At 62.3% G+C, this 19,185-nt stretch carries 16 protein-coding genes; 13 read left to right on the top strand and 3 right to left on the bottom strand.

Annotated features, from left to right (window positions below; all coding sequences use genetic code 11):
• The first annotated feature begins 19 nt into the window (after window positions 1-19).
• Genes ACEXP3_RS09725 through ACEXP3_RS09715 form a run of 3 tightly spaced genes read left to right on the top strand, consistent with a single transcriptional unit; the run spans window position 20 to window position 3,017 of the window.
• Window positions 20-1,423 carry an FAD-dependent oxidoreductase gene (locus tag ACEXP3_RS09725; RefSeq protein ID WP_377297077.1) on the top strand — a complete coding sequence of 468 codons (1,404 nt, stop codon included), beginning with the start codon at window positions 20-22 and terminating at the stop codon, window positions 1,421-1,423.
• Between the two features lie 47 nt (window positions 1,424-1,470).
• Entirely contained in the window at window positions 1,471-2,244 is a 774-nt protein-coding gene (locus ACEXP3_RS09720) for an aspartate/glutamate racemase family protein (protein ID WP_377297076.1), read from the top strand.
• Window positions 2,241-3,017, top strand: a complete 777-nt coding sequence (locus ACEXP3_RS09715; RefSeq protein ID WP_377297075.1) for an aspartate/glutamate racemase family protein — start codon at window positions 2,241-2,243, stop codon at window positions 3,015-3,017. Before ACEXP3_RS09720 ends, ACEXP3_RS09715 begins: the two co-directional genes overlap by 4 nt.
• A gap of 101 nt (window positions 3,018-3,118) precedes the next feature.
• On the opposite strand, the gene ACEXP3_RS09710 is transcribed toward ACEXP3_RS09715, so the two are convergent.
• From ACEXP3_RS09710 to ACEXP3_RS09700, 3 genes are all read right to left on the bottom strand, one after another.
• Window positions 3,119-3,886 carry a GntR family transcriptional regulator gene (locus ACEXP3_RS09710; RefSeq protein ID WP_377297074.1) on the bottom strand — a complete coding sequence of 256 codons (768 nt, stop codon included), beginning with the start codon at window positions 3,884-3,886 and terminating at the stop codon, window positions 3,119-3,121.
• Window positions 3,887-4,750: 864 nt separating this feature from the next.
• Window positions 4,751-5,746: an MDR family oxidoreductase gene (locus ACEXP3_RS09705; protein ID WP_377297073.1), complete on the bottom strand. Its 996-nt coding sequence runs from the start codon at window positions 5,744-5,746 to the stop codon at window positions 4,751-4,753.
• A gap of 56 nt (window positions 5,747-5,802) precedes the next feature.
• On the bottom strand, window positions 5,803-6,546 hold the full coding sequence (locus ACEXP3_RS09700; protein ID WP_210106593.1) for a FadR/GntR family transcriptional regulator: 744 nt from the start codon (window positions 6,544-6,546) through the stop codon (window positions 5,803-5,805).
• A 199-nt stretch (window positions 6,547-6,745) separates the two neighbouring features.
• On the opposite strand from ACEXP3_RS09700, the gene ACEXP3_RS09695 reads away from it, so the two are divergent.
• From ACEXP3_RS09695 to ACEXP3_RS09650, 10 genes are all read left to right on the top strand, one after another.
• Window positions 6,746-8,161, top strand: coding sequence for an FAD-binding oxidoreductase (locus ACEXP3_RS09695; RefSeq protein WP_377297072.1), 1,416 nt, complete (start codon window positions 6,746-6,748; stop codon window positions 8,159-8,161).
• On the top strand, window positions 8,161-11,673 hold the full coding sequence (locus ACEXP3_RS09690) for an indolepyruvate ferredoxin oxidoreductase family protein (RefSeq protein ID WP_377297070.1): 3,513 nt from the start codon (window positions 8,161-8,163) through the stop codon (window positions 11,671-11,673). The genes ACEXP3_RS09695 and ACEXP3_RS09690 overlap by 1 nt, the downstream gene beginning before the upstream one ends.
• Window positions 11,670-12,491 carry an enoyl-CoA hydratase/isomerase family protein gene (locus tag ACEXP3_RS09685; protein WP_377297069.1) on the top strand — a complete coding sequence of 274 codons (822 nt, stop codon included), beginning with the start codon at window positions 11,670-11,672 and terminating at the stop codon, window positions 12,489-12,491. The genes ACEXP3_RS09690 and ACEXP3_RS09685 overlap by 4 nt, the downstream gene beginning before the upstream one ends.
• A 47-nt stretch (window positions 12,492-12,538) precedes the next feature.
• Window positions 12,539-13,501, top strand: a complete 963-nt coding sequence (locus ACEXP3_RS09680) for an isopenicillin N synthase family dioxygenase (RefSeq protein ID WP_377297068.1) — start codon at window positions 12,539-12,541, stop codon at window positions 13,499-13,501.
• Between the two features lie 71 nt (window positions 13,502-13,572).
• The gene (locus ACEXP3_RS09675) at window positions 13,573-14,610 is read left to right on the top strand and encodes an ABC transporter substrate-binding protein (RefSeq protein WP_377297067.1); all 1,038 of its coding nucleotides are present in this window, start codon (window positions 13,573-13,575) and stop codon (window positions 14,608-14,610) included.
• Window positions 14,611-14,717: 107 nt separating this feature from the next.
• Complete coding sequence (locus ACEXP3_RS09670; RefSeq protein ID WP_377297066.1) at window positions 14,718-15,776, top strand: ABC transporter ATP-binding protein; 1,059 nt, start codon at window positions 14,718-14,720, stop codon at window positions 15,774-15,776.
• A complete protein-coding gene (locus ACEXP3_RS09665; RefSeq protein WP_210106586.1) occupies window positions 15,773-16,630 on the top strand; it encodes an ABC transporter permease in 858 nt (285 codons plus the stop codon). Before ACEXP3_RS09670 ends, ACEXP3_RS09665 begins: the two co-directional genes overlap by 4 nt.
• Window positions 16,630-17,412, top strand: a complete 783-nt coding sequence (locus ACEXP3_RS09660) for an ABC transporter permease (RefSeq protein WP_245366821.1) — start codon at window positions 16,630-16,632, stop codon at window positions 17,410-17,412. Before ACEXP3_RS09665 ends, ACEXP3_RS09660 begins: the two co-directional genes overlap by 1 nt.
• A gap of 180 nt (window positions 17,413-17,592) precedes the next feature.
• On the top strand, window positions 17,593-18,477 hold the full coding sequence (locus ACEXP3_RS09655; protein WP_377297065.1) for a dihydrodipicolinate synthase family protein: 885 nt from the start codon (window positions 17,593-17,595) through the stop codon (window positions 18,475-18,477).
• Between the two features lie 22 nt (window positions 18,478-18,499).
• Window positions 18,500-19,159 carry a GntR family transcriptional regulator gene (locus tag ACEXP3_RS09650; RefSeq protein WP_210106583.1) on the top strand — a complete coding sequence of 220 codons (660 nt, stop codon included), beginning with the start codon at window positions 18,500-18,502 and terminating at the stop codon, window positions 19,157-19,159.
• Window positions 19,160-19,185: the final 26 nt, after the last annotated feature.

Below are 19,185 nucleotides of genomic sequence, written 5' to 3'. Positions count from 1 at the left end.
TGTCTGGAGGAGAATGAACATGGCAGTACTTTCCGCTGACGGCGTCGAGTTCGATTTCGTGGTGCCGGTGGTCGTGGTGGGGGCAGGGGCCTGCGGTCTGGTGGCAGCCCTTGCCGCCCATGATGAGGGCCAGGAGGTGCTTGTGCTGGAGCGGGACGAAAACCCGAGCGGCTCCACCTCGCTTTCGGCGGGCCTTATTCCCGCTCCCTGCACGCGGTTGCAGAAGGAGGCGGGCATCGACGACAGCCCGGAACTGTTTGCCCGGGATCTGGTCGCCAAGACCCATGATCACACGCCCTACGATCAGGCGCTTGCGGCCGCGACGGCGGCGGGCCCGATGATCGACTGGCTGATGGAAAAGCATCAGATCGAGTTTGAACTGGTGACGGGGTTTCTCTACCCGGGTCATTCTCGCCTTCGCATGCACGGGCCAAAGAGCCGCACCGGGGCAGATCTGGAGCAAAACCTGCTGTCGGCGGTTTCCAATGCCGGCATCGATCTCATCACCGGCGCCTCCGTCGAGGATCTCTACGTGGATGGCACGGGCCGCGTTACGGGTGTCCGGTTCAGGAGACCGGATGGCGCAGAGGAAATGCTGGGCTGCAAGGCGCTGGTTCTTGCCTGCTGCGGCTTTGCGGGTGATGCCGACATGGTGCGCCAGCATATCCCCGAAATTGCCGAGGCGGAATGCTGCGGGCATCTTTCCAACACCGGTGACGCGATGAAATGGGGTGCGGCGCTTGGGGCGGGGCTTGCCGACATGGGCGCCTATCAGGGCCACGGGTCGGTTGCCCATCCGCACGGTCTTCCGCTGACCTGGGCCGTCATCACCAAGGGTGGCGTGCTGTTCAACATGGAAGGTAAGCGCTTCTCCAACGAGATGCGCGGCTATTCGGAGCATGCGGCGGAAGTGGCGGCACAGCCCGCCCATATCGCCTGGGATGTTTTCGGTCTGGCCGGCGAAGACGCAGCCATGGGCTTCCACGACTACCGCGAACTTAGAAAGCTCGGCGTGGTGAAGTCTGCAGACAGCATCGAAGAACTAGCGGCCGTCACCGGGCTTCCCCTCGAGGTCATCGGGCAGGAACTGTCGGCCATCGAGCAGGCTGCAAAGACCGGTGAACCCGACCGCTTCGGCCGGTATTTCACCACCGAGGACATGCTGACGCCGCCTTACCGGGCGGTGAAGGTGAACGGCGCCCTGTTTCACACCCAGGGCGGACTGGTGATTGACGCCGAGGCGCGGGTCTTGCGCGAAGACGGAACGCCCTTGCCGAACCTGATGGCCGGTGGCGGTGCCGCGCGCGGTCTCTCCGGCCACTCCAACTATGGCTACCTGTCCGGCAATGGCCTTTTGAGCGCCACGGCCTTCGGCAGGCTTGCCGGCATCAGCGCGGCTCGTATTGCCGCGACGGCCGACTGACGGGTCCACCACAGCACAAGTGCCCGACGAAACAGGAGGAGCAACAGATGAAGAAGGTTCTGGTCATCGTGCCATTTCCGATGGGAGAGGATGATCTCGCCCGCAGGCAGGCCCAGATGCAGGCCGTCGATCTCGGTCCCGGCATTGAATTTCACTACCGCCCGGTGCGGGTCGGCCCGAAAAACTACTCCAGCCAGCACGATATGGCGCTGGCGGATTTCTCCATTCTCGACGCCGGTCTCGATGCGGAAATACAGGGGTTCGATGCGGTCTGCATCGACACCATGTCGGATAGCGGCATGGCCATGCTGCGATCCGTGCTGAATATCCCCGTTATCGCGCCTGGCCGGCATTCCATGCTGGTGGCGCAGATGCTGGGCGAGAAGTTCTCCATCCTGATGATGTGGGACCGATGGAAGATGCTTTATACCAAGACGCTCGGCGAACTGGGCATGGAGCACAAATGCGCCTCGATGCGCTCGATCGGCGTGACGCCGGATAACAAGAGCCTGCTTTCCGGCAAGGAGGACGAGGTTTTCCCGCTGCTTCTTGAAGCCGCGCGCCGGTGTGTGGAAGAGGACGGAGCGCAGGTTCTGATCCTCGGCTCCACCACCATGCATGAGGCCCATGCCTGGCTGTCCGAGCGTATTGGCGTTCCGGTCATCAACCCCGGCCCGCTGACATACAAGCTGGCCTCCATCGCGCTGGACCTTGGCCTCACGCACAGCAAGACGACGTGGCCGGCGCCGCTGTCTCCCAAACACGAGATGATCCGCGCCATTGGCGCTGCGGGACAAGACTATCTGGAGGCAAGCCGATGACGCGCATTCTGGTAATCGTTCCCTTCGCGCTGGATGAGGAAGGCGTGCGCAATCGCGAGGCGCAGTCACGCCATGTGCCGCTGCCGGCCGGCTGGCAACTGACCTATCGCCCGGTCACCTGCGGGCCGACCTCCTTCATGTCGCCGCATGACTGGGGGTTGATGGATCTCGCCATCTTCGAAGCCGGCTGCAAGGCAGAGGCCGAAGGCTTCGATGCGGTCTGCATCGACACCATGTCCGACAGCGGCATGGTCATGCTGCGGTCCGTGCTCTCCATTCCCGTCATCGGCGCCGGCAAGGCATCGATGCTCTATGCGCTGACGCTGGGCGCCCGTTTTTCCGTTCTGGCGCAATGGCAGCCGGCGCTTGCCCGCTACCGCAAGGCCATCCGCGAATACGGCTTTGACCGCCAATGCGCCTCGGTGCGCAGTTTCGATCAGCCACCGGATTTTTCCAATCTTCTCGACGGCAAGGAAGACAGTGTCTTCCCGCGCATGCGCGACGTTGCCATGCGCTGCATCGAGGAAGACGGCGCAGACGTCATCTGCCTCGGCTCCACCACCATGCACCAGGCAGGTGAGTATCTGGCGGCAAACCTGCCGGTTCCGGTCGTCAACCCGGGTCCGCTCACCTACAAGCTGGTGGAAACCTTCCTGGCGCTCGGCCTCACCCACGGCCGCGAGGTCTATCCCGCCCCTGTGGAGCCGCGTCTCGACATGCTAAATGCCATGATGATGGCCGGAGCTGCAGCAGAACGCGCCAGCAAAGGTTGAGCGGCACGTTTACGGATCTGCGCCGGCTTACCGTCGGCGCAGCTTTATCTCGCCATCCGGTGGTCTCGGCGGCGGGCTGGCGTGGGGTTCCTGGTCGGCCACTAGCTTCCGAGCGAAAAATCCTTGCCGTCTTCCCGCTTCAGCGAGACGCGGTATTCGTAGCGGTCTGCGCAGTAAAAAATTTCCGCCACGTAAAACGGCTTAAGATCCGCATTGAAGAAGACCCGGTTGACCAGCATCAGCGGTGCTCCCACCGGGATTTCCAGGTGCTTGGCTGCATAGTCGTCGGCAAGGGTTGCCGTCAGCGTCTGCTCCACCTGCTCGACGCTTGCGCCCGCCTGCTGCACGAGATCGATCATGTTGGTCGTCGCCAGATCCTGGCGCTTCAGCGTCTCACCGATCTCCGGGAGAAGGTAGGCGATGGAGAGCGAATAGGGGCGCTTGTCCAGCGAGCGGACCCGGACTGCACGCACGAGCGGAGTCGTCGGGGGAACGCCCATCTGCGCGCAGATCCGTGGCGGCGCTTCGCCGAGATCGAGGCTGATGACCTTCAGCCGCGTGCTTTGTCCGACGGCATTCAGATAGCTGAAAAGACCGTTGATATTGGAGACCACCGCGCGGTTGAACTGGTTTCCCCTGTTGCGGTCGTTGACGAAAGTGCCGCGTCCGCGCGTGCGCGTCACAAGGCCTTCCGCCGTCAGCATTTCCATGGCGCGCCGCACGGTAATGCGGCTCACCGAAAAGCTCTCGGAAAGCTCCGCCTCGCTCGGCACCGGCACATCGCTCGGATAGTAGCCCTTGGTGATGCGTTCCCGCATGACGGCATAGACGCGATGATAGAGCGGCGTTGGTGAAAAGGTTCCTGCCATTTAGACTGTGGCCCCGGGCGAGAAGAGAGTGGATGATCGGATAGCGGAACTGCCGCCTGCGCAGAAGAGGATCACGGTTTCCGTCCCTGATGCGGTTGCCCCGGCACCATCGAGGCATCACCACGGATCGGTTTTGCCCGCACCATGCTGAACCCGTGCGGACGGTCATCGTGCCACTGATGCCTAATGTCCGTGCAGGGCGGCACCGGGCAGGAGATGCCGCGGCTGCGCGCCACTGCGACTGTCCTCCCATTCGCTCCAGATACTGCCCACATGGCCCGCCGCCGTCTGCCCAACTTGCAGTGGCTACAATCTCACAGCCCGGTACAGGCGGTCAATCCAAAGATCATAAGGTTATGTCTTTTATACCATTGGGATCCATGCGTTCCGTCGACATCAAAGGTCCGCCTGCTGCCTATGTAGACGACAAGGCAAGCACCGCGTCGGGGACAGCGGTCAACGCGTGCGCCAGGGTGAAGCAGTTCATGGAGTCTTTGAAGGACTGAACAGGTCGGACCATCCGGACACCCGATGCAGCAGGGCACGCTGCGCCGCACCTCCGCAGGCGACGAACTGGCGGGGCGTCTTCGTGATCGGATCGTCTCGCTGGGCATGCGGCCGGACGAGCGATGTTCGAGAATATTGAGGTTCCCGCTCGATAGCCCCCGGAAATTCTGCGCCCGCGGGGCTCGGCCCCGCCGCGTCTCGACAATGCCATGCCCTCTCGATCCTGCCCTCCTGCGAAGCGGGAAGGGGAGGACCAGTCTCATGACGCACATTTGCGACCGTGCAAGGCCCGCGGGAGCGCTTCGAACATCCCCGCAGGTTCTACGTTACAAATTATGGGCGGCTGCGACGTGCGGGCTATGCCGTCACGTCGATTACCACGCGGCCGCGCACCTTGCCGTCGATGATATCCTGCGCCAGCTGCGGCAGCGCCGACATGGGTTCGACCCGGGTCATCTGCGCAAGCTTGCCGTGATCGAGGGTGTCTGCGAGTGTCTGCCAGGCTCGCTTGCGCTTGGCGATCGGCGCCATGACGGAATCGACGCCCAGAAGTGCGACGCTTCTGAGGATATGCGGCAGTACCGTGGCTGGCAGATCCGCCCCGCCGGCGAGGCCGCAGGCGGCAACGCCGCCGCCGTAAACGGTCTGTGCCAACACATTGGCAAGCGTGGTGGAACCGACGGAATCGACAGCTCCGGACCAGACTTCCTTCTGCAGCGGGCCTGCCTTTTCGGCAAGGCTCGATCGGTCGATGAAATTCGTGGCGCCAAGCGAGGCGAGATAGTCATGGGTTTCGGCTCGACCCGTCGAGGCCGTCACCGCATAGCCTTTTGCAGCCAGAAGGCTGATGGCGACGGAGCCGACGCCGCCCGCTGCACCGGTCACCAGAACCGGCAGGTCGGAACTTGCGATCATGCCCCAGTCCTCAAGCGCGTTGACGCAGAGTGCGGCGGTATAACCGGCCGTGCCGATCGCCATGGCCTGTTCCAGGGAGAAAGCTTCCGGCAGCGCGATCAGCCATTCGGACTTCAGGCGCTGGAAACGGCTATAGCCACCCCATTCGGTTTCCGACAGGCCGTAGCCGTTGACGATGACCTTGTCGCCGGCCTTCCAGGCGGGCGAGCGCGATTCAACCACCGTACCGGCGAGATCGATGCCGGCGACCAGAGGCGTTCGGCGAGCAATACGGCCCTTGCCGGAAATCGCCAGGCCATCCTTGTAGTTGAGCGTCGAGAAGGCAACTTCGACCAGAACATCGTGATCCGGCAGATCCGACACTGACAATTGCCTGAAAGCGCTCTTCGGCTTGCCGTCCACGGTGTCGATAACCATCGCTGTGAATGAACCGGTCATGCTGTCCCCTTGTATCATTTTATTGTGTGATTTCTTTGGATGAAGCCCTGATTGCCTCAGGTCTTTTCGCGCTTGCCGCGGGCGTCCAGCGCTGCCGAGTAGCTGGTGCGCACGTAAGACAACAACTCTGAAAGTGCGGCGGTTGCAGCGCCTGCATCCCGGGCTCTTACGGCATCGATGATCTGCGTGTGGTATGCCACGACCTGACGGCGCTCGCGCACCCGGAAAACGATCATGTTGGTGATCGGAATAAAGGCTTCGATGACGGTGTACATCATCAGCTTCAGCGGGCCGTTGCCGCTGGAATCGATCAGCGCCCGGTGAAAACGCACGTCCGAGGCGCAGAATTCCTCGTCGCTGATCGACGCATCCTGCTGCACGAGGATCTCTGCGGCCATCGCCTGCAAGCCCTCTTCCTGGCGATTCTCGCAGGCCAGCCGGCAGCAGATGGTTTCCGTTTCCAGCCGCGCCGTCACGATCTCGTCGATATCGAAGGCGCCGACGCCCACCAGCAGCGTTGCAGCCCCGGTTATGGCCTTGGACAGGCCCTCGGGATCCGGTCGCTTGACGAAATTGCCGCCCTGCGGGCCGCGCCTCGAATGGATGAGGTTTTGCGCCGCCAGTCTCTTTAGGGCTTCGCGCACGGTCGGGCGCGAGATGCCGAAACTTCTTGCCAGATCATCCTCGGTCGGCAGGCGCTCGTCAATCTTCAGGCGCCCGTCCATGATGGCCGAGCGGATGTTCTCCGCCACCTGCTTGGCAATCCCCGATCGCACGACCTCATCATATCTCAGATTCATGGCGCCTCTTCCTTCGCTTGAACGCAGTGATTGCATGGCTCGAGCAAGAAAGCCATTACCATTTAAATATAGGTTTGACAAATATTGGATTGGCGATAACCTGCCCGCAGATCCAGATAACCAGGGGAACAAAAATGGTGGGATCGCTGCACCGGGGCATTTTGTGCCCGAGAACCATCCATTGCACCGGCAGCCGTTCATGACGGCTTCAGTCGGCAGACTTGACGCGCTTGCCGCAGATCTTGCGCGGGTCCTGGATAGAAATGCTATTCTTGCCGGCGCGGCGGTGGGTGATGCCTATTGCGGGGATGCCACCGACGAACGCGGTGCGACGCCGGCCATGGTGTTTCGTCCGCGCAACACGGCAGAGGTTGCCGCTATTCTCTCGGCCTGCAATGCGGCCGGCCAACCCGTGGTGGTTCAGGGTGGGCGCACCGGCCTGTCCGGCGGCGCGCGGCCCCAGGCGGGCGAAGTCTCGCTGTCTCTTGAGCGCATGACATCTCTTTCTGCCGTCGATACGGCGGCCGGAACTCTCCTTGCCGAAGCGGGCGCCACGCTCCAGTCCGTGCAGGAGAAGGCGTCCGACCATGATCTGATGTTCGGCGTCGATATCGGCGCGCGCGGAACGGCCACCATCGGTGGCAATATCGCCACCAATGCCGGTGGCATTCGTGTCCTGCGCTATGGCATGTCCCGCGCCCAGGTGCTGGGGCTTGAAGCGGTGCTGGCCGATGGAACGATCCTTTCCAATCTGAAGGGCTTGCCGAAAGACAATTCCGGCTATGATCTCGGCCACTGTTTCATCGGCACGGAAGGGACGCTGGGCGTGGTGACGCGGGCCTGCCTCAAGCTCCACCCGAAGCCGCGCGCGCAAGCCAATGCCTTTTGTGCTCTGCCATCGCTTCAGGCGGCCATCCTCCTGTTGGAGCGTCTTCGCAGCCAGCTTGGTCCGCTTCTCTCGGCGTTCGAAGTGATTTTCCCGGATGTCTATGCCGGCGTGATCGCGCATTTGGGCGCTACGCCACCGGTGCCCCTCGATGCCGGCATGTATGTGCTGGTCGAGATCCAGGGACAGTCGGAAGCCGATGACGAGGCCCGATTTGCCGAGGCCCTGATGGCTGCCTATGACGATGGCCTTTTAAGCGATGTGGCCGTCTCCACCTCCGCGCGCGACTATGCGGCGATCTGGGCTTTGCGCGAGGGGGCAAGCCAGTTCATCTTCAGCATGGATCACATGATCGGCTTCGACATCGGGCTGCCGATCCCGGTCATGCAGGCTTTCCTCGATGCGGCTTCGCAAGACGTGCTGAGCGCCGATCCGGATGCTCGGTTCTATATCTTCGGCCATCTCGGCGATGGAAACCTGCATTACCTCATCCGCACCCGCGAGCACGCGCGCGTGGCGGACGCAGCCTTTGCCGCCGTTGCCCGTTATGGCGGAGCCGTTTCCGCCGAACACGGCATCGGCCTCGACAAGAAGCGTTGGCTCCCCTGGGTCAGAACGCCTGGGGAAATGGCGGCCATGCGTCGTCTCAAATCAGCCTTCGACCCGCACAACATTCTCAATCCCGGCCGCGTCTTCGATATGAAGCCTGCGGCAGCAGAGTACGTATAATGTCTGCCACGCGCGCCGCCCCCGCATCCGATCCCACGCCGTCCGAACGGGCCCCCGGGCTTGATGACCGCTACACGCTCGAGCGTGGCGCCATTCTCGTTTCCGGCACGCAGGCGCTTGTGCGCCTGCCGATGGTGCAGCGCCAGCGCGATCTGGCGCGCGGATTGAACACGGCCGGCTACGTATCGGGCTATCGCGGTTCGCCGCTGGCAAGCTTCGACCGGGAAATGGCCCGCGCCAAGCGCTATCTTGCCGAACACCACATTCGCTTCCAGCCGGGCCTCAACGAGGACATGGCCGCCACCGCCGTCTGGGGGACACAGCAGACCTCGCTGTTTCCCGGCGCGCGTTACGATGGCGTGTTTTCCATGTGGTATGGCAAGGGGCCGGGCGTCGATCGCACGATGGATGTCATCCGCCACGCCAATGCGGTCGGCACCAATGCCAAGGGCGGCGTGCTGCTCCTGGTGGGCGATGACCACGGCGCAGTCTCCTCCACCCTGCCGCACCAGAGCGAGCACAACCTGATCTCGGCCATGGTGCCGCTTCTGTCGCCCGCCGGCGTCGGCGAATATATCGATTACGGCCTGCTGGGCTGGGCCATGAGCCGCTATTCCGGCGCCTGGATCGGCTTCAAGTGCCAGACGGAAGTGGTGGAATGCACGGCCACCGTCACCCTTGATCCGGAAGCGTCGACCATTGTGTATCCAACGGAAGCGGGCGGTTTTTCCCTGCGCTGGCCGGATGGTCCGCATGCCATGGAGCGACGGCTAGAAAACAAGATGGAAGGCGTGCATGCTTTTGCACGCGCCAATGCCATCGATCGCTCGCCCTGGACGATCCCGTCGGGCAAGGCCCGGCTCGGCATCGTCTCCACCGGCAAGTCCTGGCTTGATCTGAAGGGCGCGCTCTTGAGCCTTGGCATCGATGAGCAGCGGGCGCTCTCGCTCGGTATCCGGCTTTACAAGGTAGGCCTTGTCTGGCCCCTCGAACCGGAAGGGCTGTCGCGGTTTGCGTCGGGCGTGGAGCAATTGCTGGTGGTCGAGGAAAAGCGGCCGATCATCGAAGACCAGATCAAATCCCTGCTGTTCAACATGGCAGCCGACCAGCGACCGCGCGTGTTCGGCAAGACCGGCGTCAACGGCCGGCCTCTGCTGCCGGCGGCCGGCGAGATCGATGCCATCTCCGTGGCCGGTGCGATCCTGTCGCTTCTTGAGGATCGCGATGCAGGATTGGCCGCCCGGGCCAGCGACATCGAAGCGGCTCTTGCGTCAAGCGCCATCGAGACCCCGGCGCTGAAGCGCGATCCCTATTTCTGTTCCGGGTGTCCGCACAGTGTCTCGACCCGCCTGCCGGAAGGAAGCCGCGCTTCCACCGGCATCGGCTGTCACATGATGGTGGTCGGGCTCGAGGAGCGTAATACCTCGACATTCACCCAGATGGGCGGTGAAGGCGGCGCCTGGATCGGCCTGTCGCAATTTACCGACGAAAAGCATATTTTCGTCAACATGGGTGACGGCACCTATTTCCATTCCGGCGTTCTTGCCATCCGCGCGGCAATCGCGGCCAAGGTCAACGCCACCTACAAGATCCTCTACAACGACGCCGTGGCGATGACCGGTGGCCAGAAACACGATGGCGAAGTCACGGTTCCGGGCATTGTCGGCCAGATGCTGGCGGAAGGCGCCGCCCGTGTCGCCGTCGTCGCCGAACGCCCGGAAGTCTGGCAGGGCAACCTGCCCAAGGGGGTGAGCGTCAATCACCGCGACGAACTGGACGACGTGCAGCGGCAGCTGCGCGAGATCGAGGGCGTCACCGTCCTCATCTACGACCAAGTCTGTGCCGCGGAAAAGCGCCGCCGTCGCAAGCGCGGCGCCCTTGCCGTCTCCGACAAGCGGGCCTTCATCAACGAACTGGTGTGCGAAGGCTGCGGCGATTGTTCCGCCGTGTCGAACTGCATATCTGTCGAGCCGCAGGAAACCGAGTTCGGCCGCAAACGCCGCATCAACCAGTCAAGCTGCAATACGGATCTTTCCTGCATCAAGGGGTTCTGCCCGAGCTTCGTGACCATCGAAGGCGGGGCGATCCGGAAACCGGCGGCAAAGGCGGCAAAGGTCTCGTTCGATGACCTGCCGCTGCCGCAGATGCGCACGCTTTCGGAGCGCCCCTATAACATGCTGCTGGCCGGCATCGGCGGCACCGGCGTCATCACCGTCAGCGCCATCCTGTCGATGGCCGCGCATATCGATGGCCTTGCGGTTCAGACGCTGGACCAGACGGGGCTGGCGCAGAAGAACGGCGCGGTGGTGTCCCATCTTCGTGTCGCCAAAAATCCGCAGCAGATTTCCTCGATCCGCATCGGCTCGGGCGAAAGCGATCTGGTGCTGGGCTTCGATATCGTGGTTTCGGCGGCAAAAAGCGCGCTTCAGACCTTCAAGGCGGGCCGCACGCAGGCCGTTCTCGACAACCACTTTGCCCCGACAGCCTCCTTCGTGCAGAACACCGCGCTCGATTTTCGCCAGGAAGCGACTCTCAACGCCTTGCGCAAGGCCGCCGGTCCCGATGCGGTCAATCTGGTCGCCGCCACCAAGCTCGGACTGGCACTGATGGGCGATGCCATTGCCGCCAACATGTTCCTGCTTGGCCACGCCTTTCAGCGCGGCCTGGTGCCGATCTCGCTTGAGGCGATCCTCACTGCCATTGATCTCAATGGCACCGGGGTTGCCATGAACCGAGCGGCCTTCGGCTGGGGCCGCCGCTCCGCGATCGATCCGGACGCCGTCAACGCGGCGGCCGGTATCGGAGCGGTGGAGGAAAAGCCGGCGGAAACGCTCGAGGACATCGTCGGACGGCGGGTCGAATTCCTCACGGCTTATCAGAGCGCCGCCTATGCGCGCCGTTACCGCCTTCTGGTGGAGACCGCTCGCTCCGCAGCCTCCGGGCTGGACGGGGGAGAGGCCTTTGCAGAGGCGGTGGCGCGCAATGCCTTCAAGCTCATGGCCTACAAGGACGAGTATGAGGTTGCCCGCCTGCACCGCGACCGGAGCTTCCAGGACAAGATCGCCGCGCAGTTCGAGGGAGATTATTCGGTGAAGCACCATCTGGCGCCACCCCTGTTTTCCCGCAGGATCGACAAGCGCACCGGCAATCCGGCGAAGATCGCCATTCCAGGCAAGCTGATCCTGCCGGCCTTTGCAGCGCTCGAAAAGATGAAGGTGCTTCGCGGAACGCCCCTCGACGTCTTTGGCTATACGCAAGAGCGCCGCACCGAGCGCCGGCTGGTGGCCGATTATTTTCGGCTGATCGAGGAGCTTTCGGCATCGCTGTCGCAGGGCACGATCGAGCATGCCACCGCACTTGCCCGTCTGCCCGATCAGATCCGTGGTTTCGGCCCGGTCAAGATGGCAGCGATTGCACGCTTTGAGAAAAGCAAGGCTGACCTTCTGGCGAAACCGGCCCACGCCGCAGCCGCCACTCCGCAAGACATGACCGCAAAAAGGAAGACCGTATGAGCACGACCGCCCCCTTCGAAACCATCCTCTACGAGAAGGACGGTACGGACAAGTTTGCGACGATCACCCTCAATCGCCCCGACAAACTGAATGCGATGAACAAGACGACGGTGCGCGAGATCGACCGGGCGGTCGCCATGGCGGTTGCCGATCCGGACGTCAATGCCCTGGTCATCACCGGCGCCGGGCGGGCCTTCTCTTCCGGCTACGATCTCCAAGGCGCCGACTACGATGTCGATATCGAATCCTGGCAGGAGGATATGACGGAGAACGCCCAGGCGCTTCTCAATATCTGGAAGGCGCCGATCCCGGTCATCGCCTCCATCAACGGCTATGCGCTGGCCGGTGCGCTGGAACTGATGATGTCCTGCGATCTGGCGATCGCGGCCGATAATGCGAAGTTCGGCGAACCGGAAGTGCGGCATAACTCCGGTCCGCCGGCGCTGTTCATGCCGTGGCTGCTTTCGACGCGCGACACGCGCTGGCTGATGTATACGGGCGATCTGGTGGACGCCGAAGAAGCGCTGCGCATGCATCTGATCAACAAGATCGTGCCGGTAGACCAGCTGAAGGAAAAGACCGAGAACCTGGCGCGCAAGCTGGCACGCATGCCGGTCCCCGCCATCAAGTTCGCCAAGGCCTCCATCAACAACCAGCAGGTTGCCGCCGGCCTTTACACCTCCTTCGACTACAACGTCCACGCCATTGCCGCCCTGCATGTCAGCACCAAGGGCCAGGAATGGATGCGCAATCTGCAGAAGATGTCGCTCAAGGAATATCTCGAATTCCGCGATGCGCCCTTCCAGGGGCTCGATTGATCCCACCCTCGAAGCGACGGGCAGAACAGAACGAAAAGGGCAGACCCATGCAGATAGCGTCAACGACCACCGCAGAGGCGATCCCCGTGATCGATATTGCGCCTTTCATCGCAGGCGCCGAGGGCAGCGATTCCGTCGTGAAGGCGATCGAGGCGGCATGCCGCGAAACCGGCTTTTTTCTCGTCACCGGTCATGGCGTGTCCAAAGAGGTGACGGCTAAGCTTTATGACCTCGCCCGTGCCTTCTTCGATGAGCCGGAGGAATGGAAAAAGCAGCAGGGTCGCGGCACGGCGCTTGAAGGGGGCGTGTCGTTTTCGCCGATCGCCGACGAGGCGCTGAGCGCCACACTCGGCATCAAGACGCCGGGCGACTACAAGGAAAGCCTGAATTTCGGTCACCGGCTCGGCGGCGACACATGGCCTTCCACACCGCCCGGACTGCAGGCCGCCTTTCATGCCTATTTCGCCGAGATGGAAGCGCTGTCACGGCACCTGCGCCGGGCGTTCTGCCAGGCAATCGGGCTTGCGCCGGATTATTTCGAGCCGGCGTTTGAAAACCATCTCTCGGCCTTGCGGGTGATCAACTATCCCGAACAAAGCGAGAGCCCGCTTCCCGGCCAGCTGCGCGCCGGCGTGCATACCGATTATGGCTTCATGACCATTCTGCGCTCGGAAGCCTCTCCCGGCGGGCTTCAGGTTCGCAACCGCGCCGGCGAATGGTTGGACGCGCCCAACATCGAAGGCGCCTATGTCGTCAATATTGCCGATGCCTTCATGCGCTGGTCGAATGACGAGTGGGTGTCGACACCGCACCGGGTCGCCAATCCGCCTGGTGCCTTCAAGGGCACGACGCGCCGCCAGTCGATCCCGTTCTTTCTCAATCCCTCGCGCGACACCGTGATCGAATGCCTGCCGCCGTTCGCAGCCAAGGCCGCACCGCGCTACGAGCCCATCACCTACGGAGATTACATCGCGCTGAAGACCAGCCAGGCCTTCAGCAAGCCATCCTGACGACGGAAGCGAAAGATCGCCCGTCGCCCATTGCACCGACCCATGACACCGCAACGATAAGGGGAACTGAAATGATGACCATGAACAGACGGCACCTTCTTGCCGGAATGGGCGGCTTTGCAGCTGCCGGAATGATCGGCATGCCCGTCCGCGCCGAGGGTAAGACACTCGTTGTGCCGACGCTTGGCGGCGCGTGGGAACAGTTCTGGCGCACGACGCTGGCGCCGGCCTTTACCGCCAAGAGCGGTGCAGCCGTAACGCTTGACGCCGGCAACGGCCGGGTGTGGAGCGCCAATCTGCGGGCCGCAGGCGTGAAGAACCCGCCTTATTCCATCCTGATGACCAACGAAGCCTTCGCCTCGAGCCTTCGCAAGGAAGGTTTTTTCGAGAAGCTCGATCTGACCAAGCTGTCGAACTACAATGATCTCTATCCGCTCGCCAAGAAGACCGATGGCTGGGGCGCGGTCGCCATGGTGTCGCCCATCGGGCTCGCCTACCGCACCGACATGGTGAAGACGCCGCCGAAAAGCTGGAAGGATCTTTGGGACAATCCGGAATTCAAGGGACGCATCGGTCTTTACAACTTTGCCAACACGGCCGGCAAAATGGAACTGATGCTGGCCTCCAAGATTTTTGGCAAGGACCAGTATGATATCGATGCCGGCTTCAAGGCACTCGAAAAGCTCGGTCCCGTCATCCAGGCCGATTTCAACCTGTCGACCGGCATTGCGTCCGGCGAATTTGTCGTGGCTCCTTTCGATTTCGGCGAAGTCGCACGCCTTCGCGCGCAGGGCCTGCCGATCGATGTCGTGGTGCCGGAAGAAGGTCTGATCATGTTCGACCAGACGCTGAACATCCTGGCCAACGGGCCGGAAAAGGAACTGGCCTATGAATATGCCAACTTCCTGCTGTCTCCCGAAGGCCAGCTGCCACTGATGAAGCAATTCTTCGTCTCGCCGACCAATTCCAAGGTGATCGTCCCCGAGGAGCTGAAAAAGGACGTGCCGATTTCCGGCGCCATGATGGACAAGGTCCTGACCTGGGACTGGAACTTCATGAACGAGAAGCAGGCCGCCTTTGCCGAGACCTGGGCAAAGGTCATGCGCTGATCGCCGGCGTTAACCGGAACCACCCTGGTCGGGCCGCGCAGCAGCGGCCCGACATCCCGGCATAGGCACGCGCAACACCATCGCGGGCAGAATTTGGAAGATCGATCATGACAGAGGTGAGCATTGAAGGGCTGACCAAGGACTATGGAAGCTCTCTGGCGGTCAACGGAATTTCCGTCAAAATTGCCGATGGCGAGTTCATCTCCCTGCTGGGCCCCTCCGGTTGCGGCAAGACGACGACGCTGAAGATGATTGCCGGCTTCGAGGAGGCAACGGCCGGAGCCATCCGCTTCGACGGTCAGGATGTGGTCAACGTGCCCGCCGAAAAGCGCGACATCGGCATGGTGTTCCAGAACTATGCGCTGTTTCCCCATCTGACGGTGGCGCAAAACCTGGCCTTCGGCCTGGAAATGCGACGCGTCTCCCGATCCGACATTGCCACGCGCACGGCCCGCGTCCTCGATATGGTGCAGCTGTCGGGTTACGCGGACCGCTACCCGCGCCAGCTTTCCGGTGGTCAGCAGCAGCGCGTGGCGCTTGCCCGCGCGCTGGTGATCGAGCCGCGGATCCTGCTTCTCGACGAGCCGCTTGCCAATCTCGATGCCAAGCTGCGCGAGGAAATGCGCGTGTTTATCCGCGACCTGCAAAAGCGCGTCGGCATCACAACCGTCTATGTGACGCATGATCAGGCCGAGGCGATGACCATGTCCGACCGCGTGGTCGTGATGTTCGGCGGGCGCATTGCCCAGCACGGCGCGCCGGCGGATATCTATGAACGTCCCGTCACCCGCGAGGTGGCGCAGTTCGTTGGCCAGGTCAATATTCTGGAAGGCCGGGTCGTCTCCGCCGCTGCCGACGATCGCATGGCAGTCGAAACGGTTCTCGGTCAGTTTGCGGTTCGCGGCATCCCGGCGGCTGCGAGCGGAACCGTCACGCTTGCCCTGCGTCCCGAAGCCGTCGAGCTTGCCGGCCCGGGCACTGACGGCACGCAGGCCACCGTCTCTGCCAGCTATTATTCGGGAAGCCTGGTTGATTATCGCCTGACGCTGGACAATGGCCAGACGATCAATGTGCAGACCTTTCCCCGCAATCGCTGGAGCGCCGGAGACCGCGTCACGATCAAGGTCGATGGTGACCGCTTCTGGCCACTTGGGGCGTCCGCATGACGATCAGCGCCCGCTCCGCAAAACCGTTCCTGCTGATTGCACCGGCCGCCGTGCTGCTCGGCGTCTTTCTGGTGTTGCCCTATATCAATATCGGCATCATGAGTTTCCGCAATCCGGGCAACGGCTCCCCTTATGCTCCGGGCTTTACCACCGGAAATTATCTGCGGCTGTTTTCCGACAGTTTCTATCTGGTGCAGGTCGGCAATACGCTGATGATCGGCGCCATCACGACGCTTGCCTGCCTCGTTCTCGGTTTTCCCGTGGCCTGGCAGCTTGCCAGAAGCCAGATGCGGTTTCGCGGCCTCGCCTACGGGCTCGTGTTGTCGCCGCTTCTCGTCGGCATCGTGATCCGCAGCTATGGCTGGACGATCCTTCTCGGCAACAATGGCATGATCAACCGCACGCTGATCAACATGGGGCTGATCGATCGGCCGCTCGCTCTCATGTATAATTCGCTCGGCATCGTGATTGCGCTCGTCCATGTCTTCCTGCCGTTCATGATCCTGCCGCTGATGAGCGCCATTCAGGGCATCGATCCCTCCATCGAGGCGGCGGCCCGTTCGCTCGGCGCCGGCCGGGTCACGGCGTTCCGGCGCATCGTGCTGCCGCTCGCCATGCCGGGCATCCAGGCCGGCTGCATCCTGGTCTTCGTCCTGTCGCTCAGCGCCTATGTGACACCCTCGCTGATCGGCGGCCTCAGGGTGAAGACGATGGCCGTCAGCGTCGTCGATGCCCTCATCGACACGTTCCAGTGGCCGTTTGGTTCGGCCATGGCATTGCTGCTGTCGCTGACGGGCGCACTGGTCGTGCTGATCTTTGCCCGCCTCACGCGCATGAAATGGAAGGCGAACTGATGTCGAAACCCCTGCTGACGGGCTACTGCCTGATCATTTACGCCTTTCTCCTGCTGCCGATCCTCGTGGTCGTCGGCGCGTCGTTCAATGCCGGCGCATTCCTGACATTCCCGCCGCAGGGCCTGTCCTTCCGGTGGTATGTCGTGTTCTTCAACAATGACGTCTTCATGCGGGCCATCCGGACATCGCTGTGGGTGGCTGCCGTTTCGACGATCATTTCGGGCGTCATCGGCACCATGGCGGCGATGTTCTATATCCAGCATTCCGGTCGCTGGAAGGAAAGCGTCCGGCTTGCCATGCTCCTGCCACTGCTTCTGCCGGAAGTTTTGACCGCCATATCGCTGCTGTTCTTCGTCTATTCGATCGGCATCGGCACCAAAACGATTGCCGCGATGATCATTGGCCATGTGCTGATCACGCTGCCCTTCGTGTTCATCAATGTCTCGGCGGCGATGGAATCTTATGACCCCTCCTGGAGCCTTGCGGCGAGAAGCCTTGGGGCGGGTCCATTCACGCGCTTTCGCCGGATCATGCTGCCGCTGATCAAGCCCGGTGTCATCGGCGGCTGCCTGTTCGCCTTCATCATCTCCTTCGATATCTTCACGATCTCCTTCATGCTGAAGAATATCGGTACCGCCACCCTGCCCATCCAGCTTTACGATTATCTGCGCACCAACTTCACGCCGGAGGCGGCAGCCGTCTCGACGGTGTCGATCGTTCTGACGCTTGCCGTTGTGATCATCTCGGAAAAGGTTTTGGGCCTGAGAATCCACAGGTTCTGATCGGCTGAAATCGTCACCGCTGTCCGGCCGGCATGAGCGGGTGGACAGCCCCCATCATCTCCTGACGGGCCGGCCGCTTGCTGCGACCGGCCCGTCTTTGTAAAAAATCGAAAACCAGCTATTTACAGCTAACATGTCAGTGCGCTATCAACAATCAACCATGTTGGAGGAGCCGCACACGTGACACAGAAATTTGGCCTTTCGGCCGCCCTGACCACCCCATTCACGCCGGACGGTACGGTTGATGTCGATGCCCTGATCCCGCACGCCCGCCGCTGCCTTTCGAACGGCTGCAACAGCGTCACCCTGTTCGGCACCACGGGCGAAGGCTGCTCGGTCGGCAGCCGTGAACGCCAGGACATTCTTGCAGCGTTTATCGCGGCCGGAATTGCACCCTCCAATATCGTTGTTGGCGTGCTGGTGGATTCCGTCGAGGATGCTGCAGACCAGGCGGCGCAGGCGCTGTCCGCCGGCGTGCGCAACATTCTGCTCGCCCCGCCGTCCTACTTCAAGAATGTCAGCGATGACGGGCTGTTTGCCTGGTTCTCGGCGGTCTTTGCCAAGATCGGTGCCGGCGCGCGCGATATCCTCGTCTATAACATCCCGTCCGTCACCATGGTGGCGCTGTCGGTGGCGCTCGTCGGGCGCCTGCGAAAGGCCTTCCCGGGCATCGTGACCGGCGTCAAGGATTCCGGTGGGACCTGGACCTATACCGAGCGCCTGCTGAACGAGCATGGCGACCTCGTCATCCTCATCGGTGACGAGCGCGATCTCGCCCGCGGCGTGCGGCTTGGCGGGCAGGGGGCGATCTCCGGCGTGGCCAATTTCCTCACGCAGGATGTGCGCGCCATGGCCGTCGAAGGACGCGACGACAAGCGGATCGAGGATCTTGTTGTGGAGCTTTTGAAATTTCCGGTAACGCCTGCCGTCAAGGTGCTGCTATCCCATACGACGGGAGAAGCCGTGTGGCGTGACGTGCGCGCGCCGTTGGTTTCACTTTCCGCGGAAGATCAAAGCCGGATCGAAGGGGCCTTCGACAGGCTGTTTCACCAGAAGGCGGCCTGAGGTCGCCCGGGAGAGAGGGAGCATGGACGAGACGGGCGAGCAGACAAGCCTTCGGGAGCGTGCGTATGAAAGCTTTACGCAGCATCTTCTGTTGCGCGATGTTCGCCCCGGCCAGTTCATCTCCCAACGCCGCCTCGTCGAGTTGACGGGCCTGCCACTCGGCGCAATCCGCGAGGCAATCCCGCGGCTCGAGGCGGACGGGCTGATCAAGACCGTGCCGCAGAGAGGCCTTCAGGTTGCCCATATCGACCTCAATCTCATCCGCGAGGCCTTTCAGTTCCGCATGTTCCTGGAAAAGGAAGCGCTGGCGCTGTTTACCCTCTCGGTGTCGGACGAGGAAATTGCCAAACTGCTGAAGGATCACCGCGATATCGCCGAAGCGGCTGCCAGCGGCAAGGTGTCACCGGAACTCGACGAACATGCCCAGGCGGTCGACTGGGGCATGCATGACGCCTTTATCGACCGGCTCGGCAATTCGATCATCTCGAACGCCTACCGGGTCAATTCGATCAAGATGCGCCTCATCAACCAGGAGCGTTTCCGCATTGCCGGCCACGTGGCCTCGGTGATGAAGGAGCACCTGGCCATTCTCGAAGCCGTCGAGCGACGCTCGGTGGAAGAGGCCGTGGAACGGCTGTCGGCCCATATCCGCAATGCGAGGGACAGGGCGCTGGCCGTATAGGAAACAAAGCCGGGGGAGGAGATCCC

Source organism: Neorhizobium fuzhouense (assembly GCF_042611105.1).
Taxonomy (GTDB): Bacteria; Pseudomonadota; Alphaproteobacteria; order Rhizobiales; family Rhizobiaceae; genus Neorhizobium; species Neorhizobium galegae_A.
The sequence above is the reverse complement of the archived record's forward strand: the minus strand, read 5'-3'. Positions and strand labels throughout refer to the sequence as shown.

Bases quoted from the DNA above. Each gene is read 5' to 3' on its own strand.
- ACEXP3_RS09670 (WP_377297066.1), top strand. From the start codon at position 14,718: ATGACAGAGGTGAGCATTGAAGGGCTGACCAAGGACTATGGAAGCTCT.
- ACEXP3_RS09660 (WP_245366821.1), top strand. From the start codon at position 16,630: ATGTCGAAACCCCTGCTGACGGGCTACTGCCTGATCATTTACGCCTTT.
- ACEXP3_RS09685 (WP_377297069.1), top strand. From the start codon at position 11,670: ATGAGCACGACCGCCCCCTTCGAAACCATCCTCTACGAGAAGGACGGT.
- ACEXP3_RS09715 (WP_377297075.1), top strand. From the start codon at position 2,241: ATGACGCGCATTCTGGTAATCGTTCCCTTCGCGCTGGATGAGGAAGGC.
- ACEXP3_RS09720 (WP_377297076.1), top strand. From the start codon at position 1,471: ATGAAGAAGGTTCTGGTCATCGTGCCATTTCCGATGGGAGAGGATGAT.
- ACEXP3_RS09680 (WP_377297068.1), top strand. From the start codon at position 12,539: ATGCAGATAGCGTCAACGACCACCGCAGAGGCGATCCCCGTGATCGAT.
- ACEXP3_RS09705 (WP_377297073.1), bottom strand. From the start codon at position 5,746: ATGACCGGTTCATTCACAGCGATGGTTATCGACACCGTGGACGGCAAG.
- ACEXP3_RS09675 (WP_377297067.1), top strand. From the start codon at position 13,573: ATGATGACCATGAACAGACGGCACCTTCTTGCCGGAATGGGCGGCTTT.
- ACEXP3_RS09725 (WP_377297077.1), top strand. From the start codon at position 20: ATGGCAGTACTTTCCGCTGACGGCGTCGAGTTCGATTTCGTGGTGCCG.
- ACEXP3_RS09700 (WP_210106593.1), bottom strand. From the start codon at position 6,546: ATGAATCTGAGATATGATGAGGTCGTGCGATCGGGGATTGCCAAGCAG.
- ACEXP3_RS09690 (WP_377297070.1), top strand. From the start codon at position 8,161: ATGTCTGCCACGCGCGCCGCCCCCGCATCCGATCCCACGCCGTCCGAA.
- ACEXP3_RS09650 (WP_210106583.1), top strand. From the start codon at position 18,500: ATGGACGAGACGGGCGAGCAGACAAGCCTTCGGGAGCGTGCGTATGAA.
- ACEXP3_RS09665 (WP_210106586.1), top strand. From the start codon at position 15,773: ATGACGATCAGCGCCCGCTCCGCAAAACCGTTCCTGCTGATTGCACCG.
- ACEXP3_RS09710 (WP_377297074.1), bottom strand. From the start codon at position 3,886: ATGGCAGGAACCTTTTCACCAACGCCGCTCTATCATCGCGTCTATGCC.
- ACEXP3_RS09695 (WP_377297072.1), top strand. From the start codon at position 6,746: ATGACGGCTTCAGTCGGCAGACTTGACGCGCTTGCCGCAGATCTTGCG.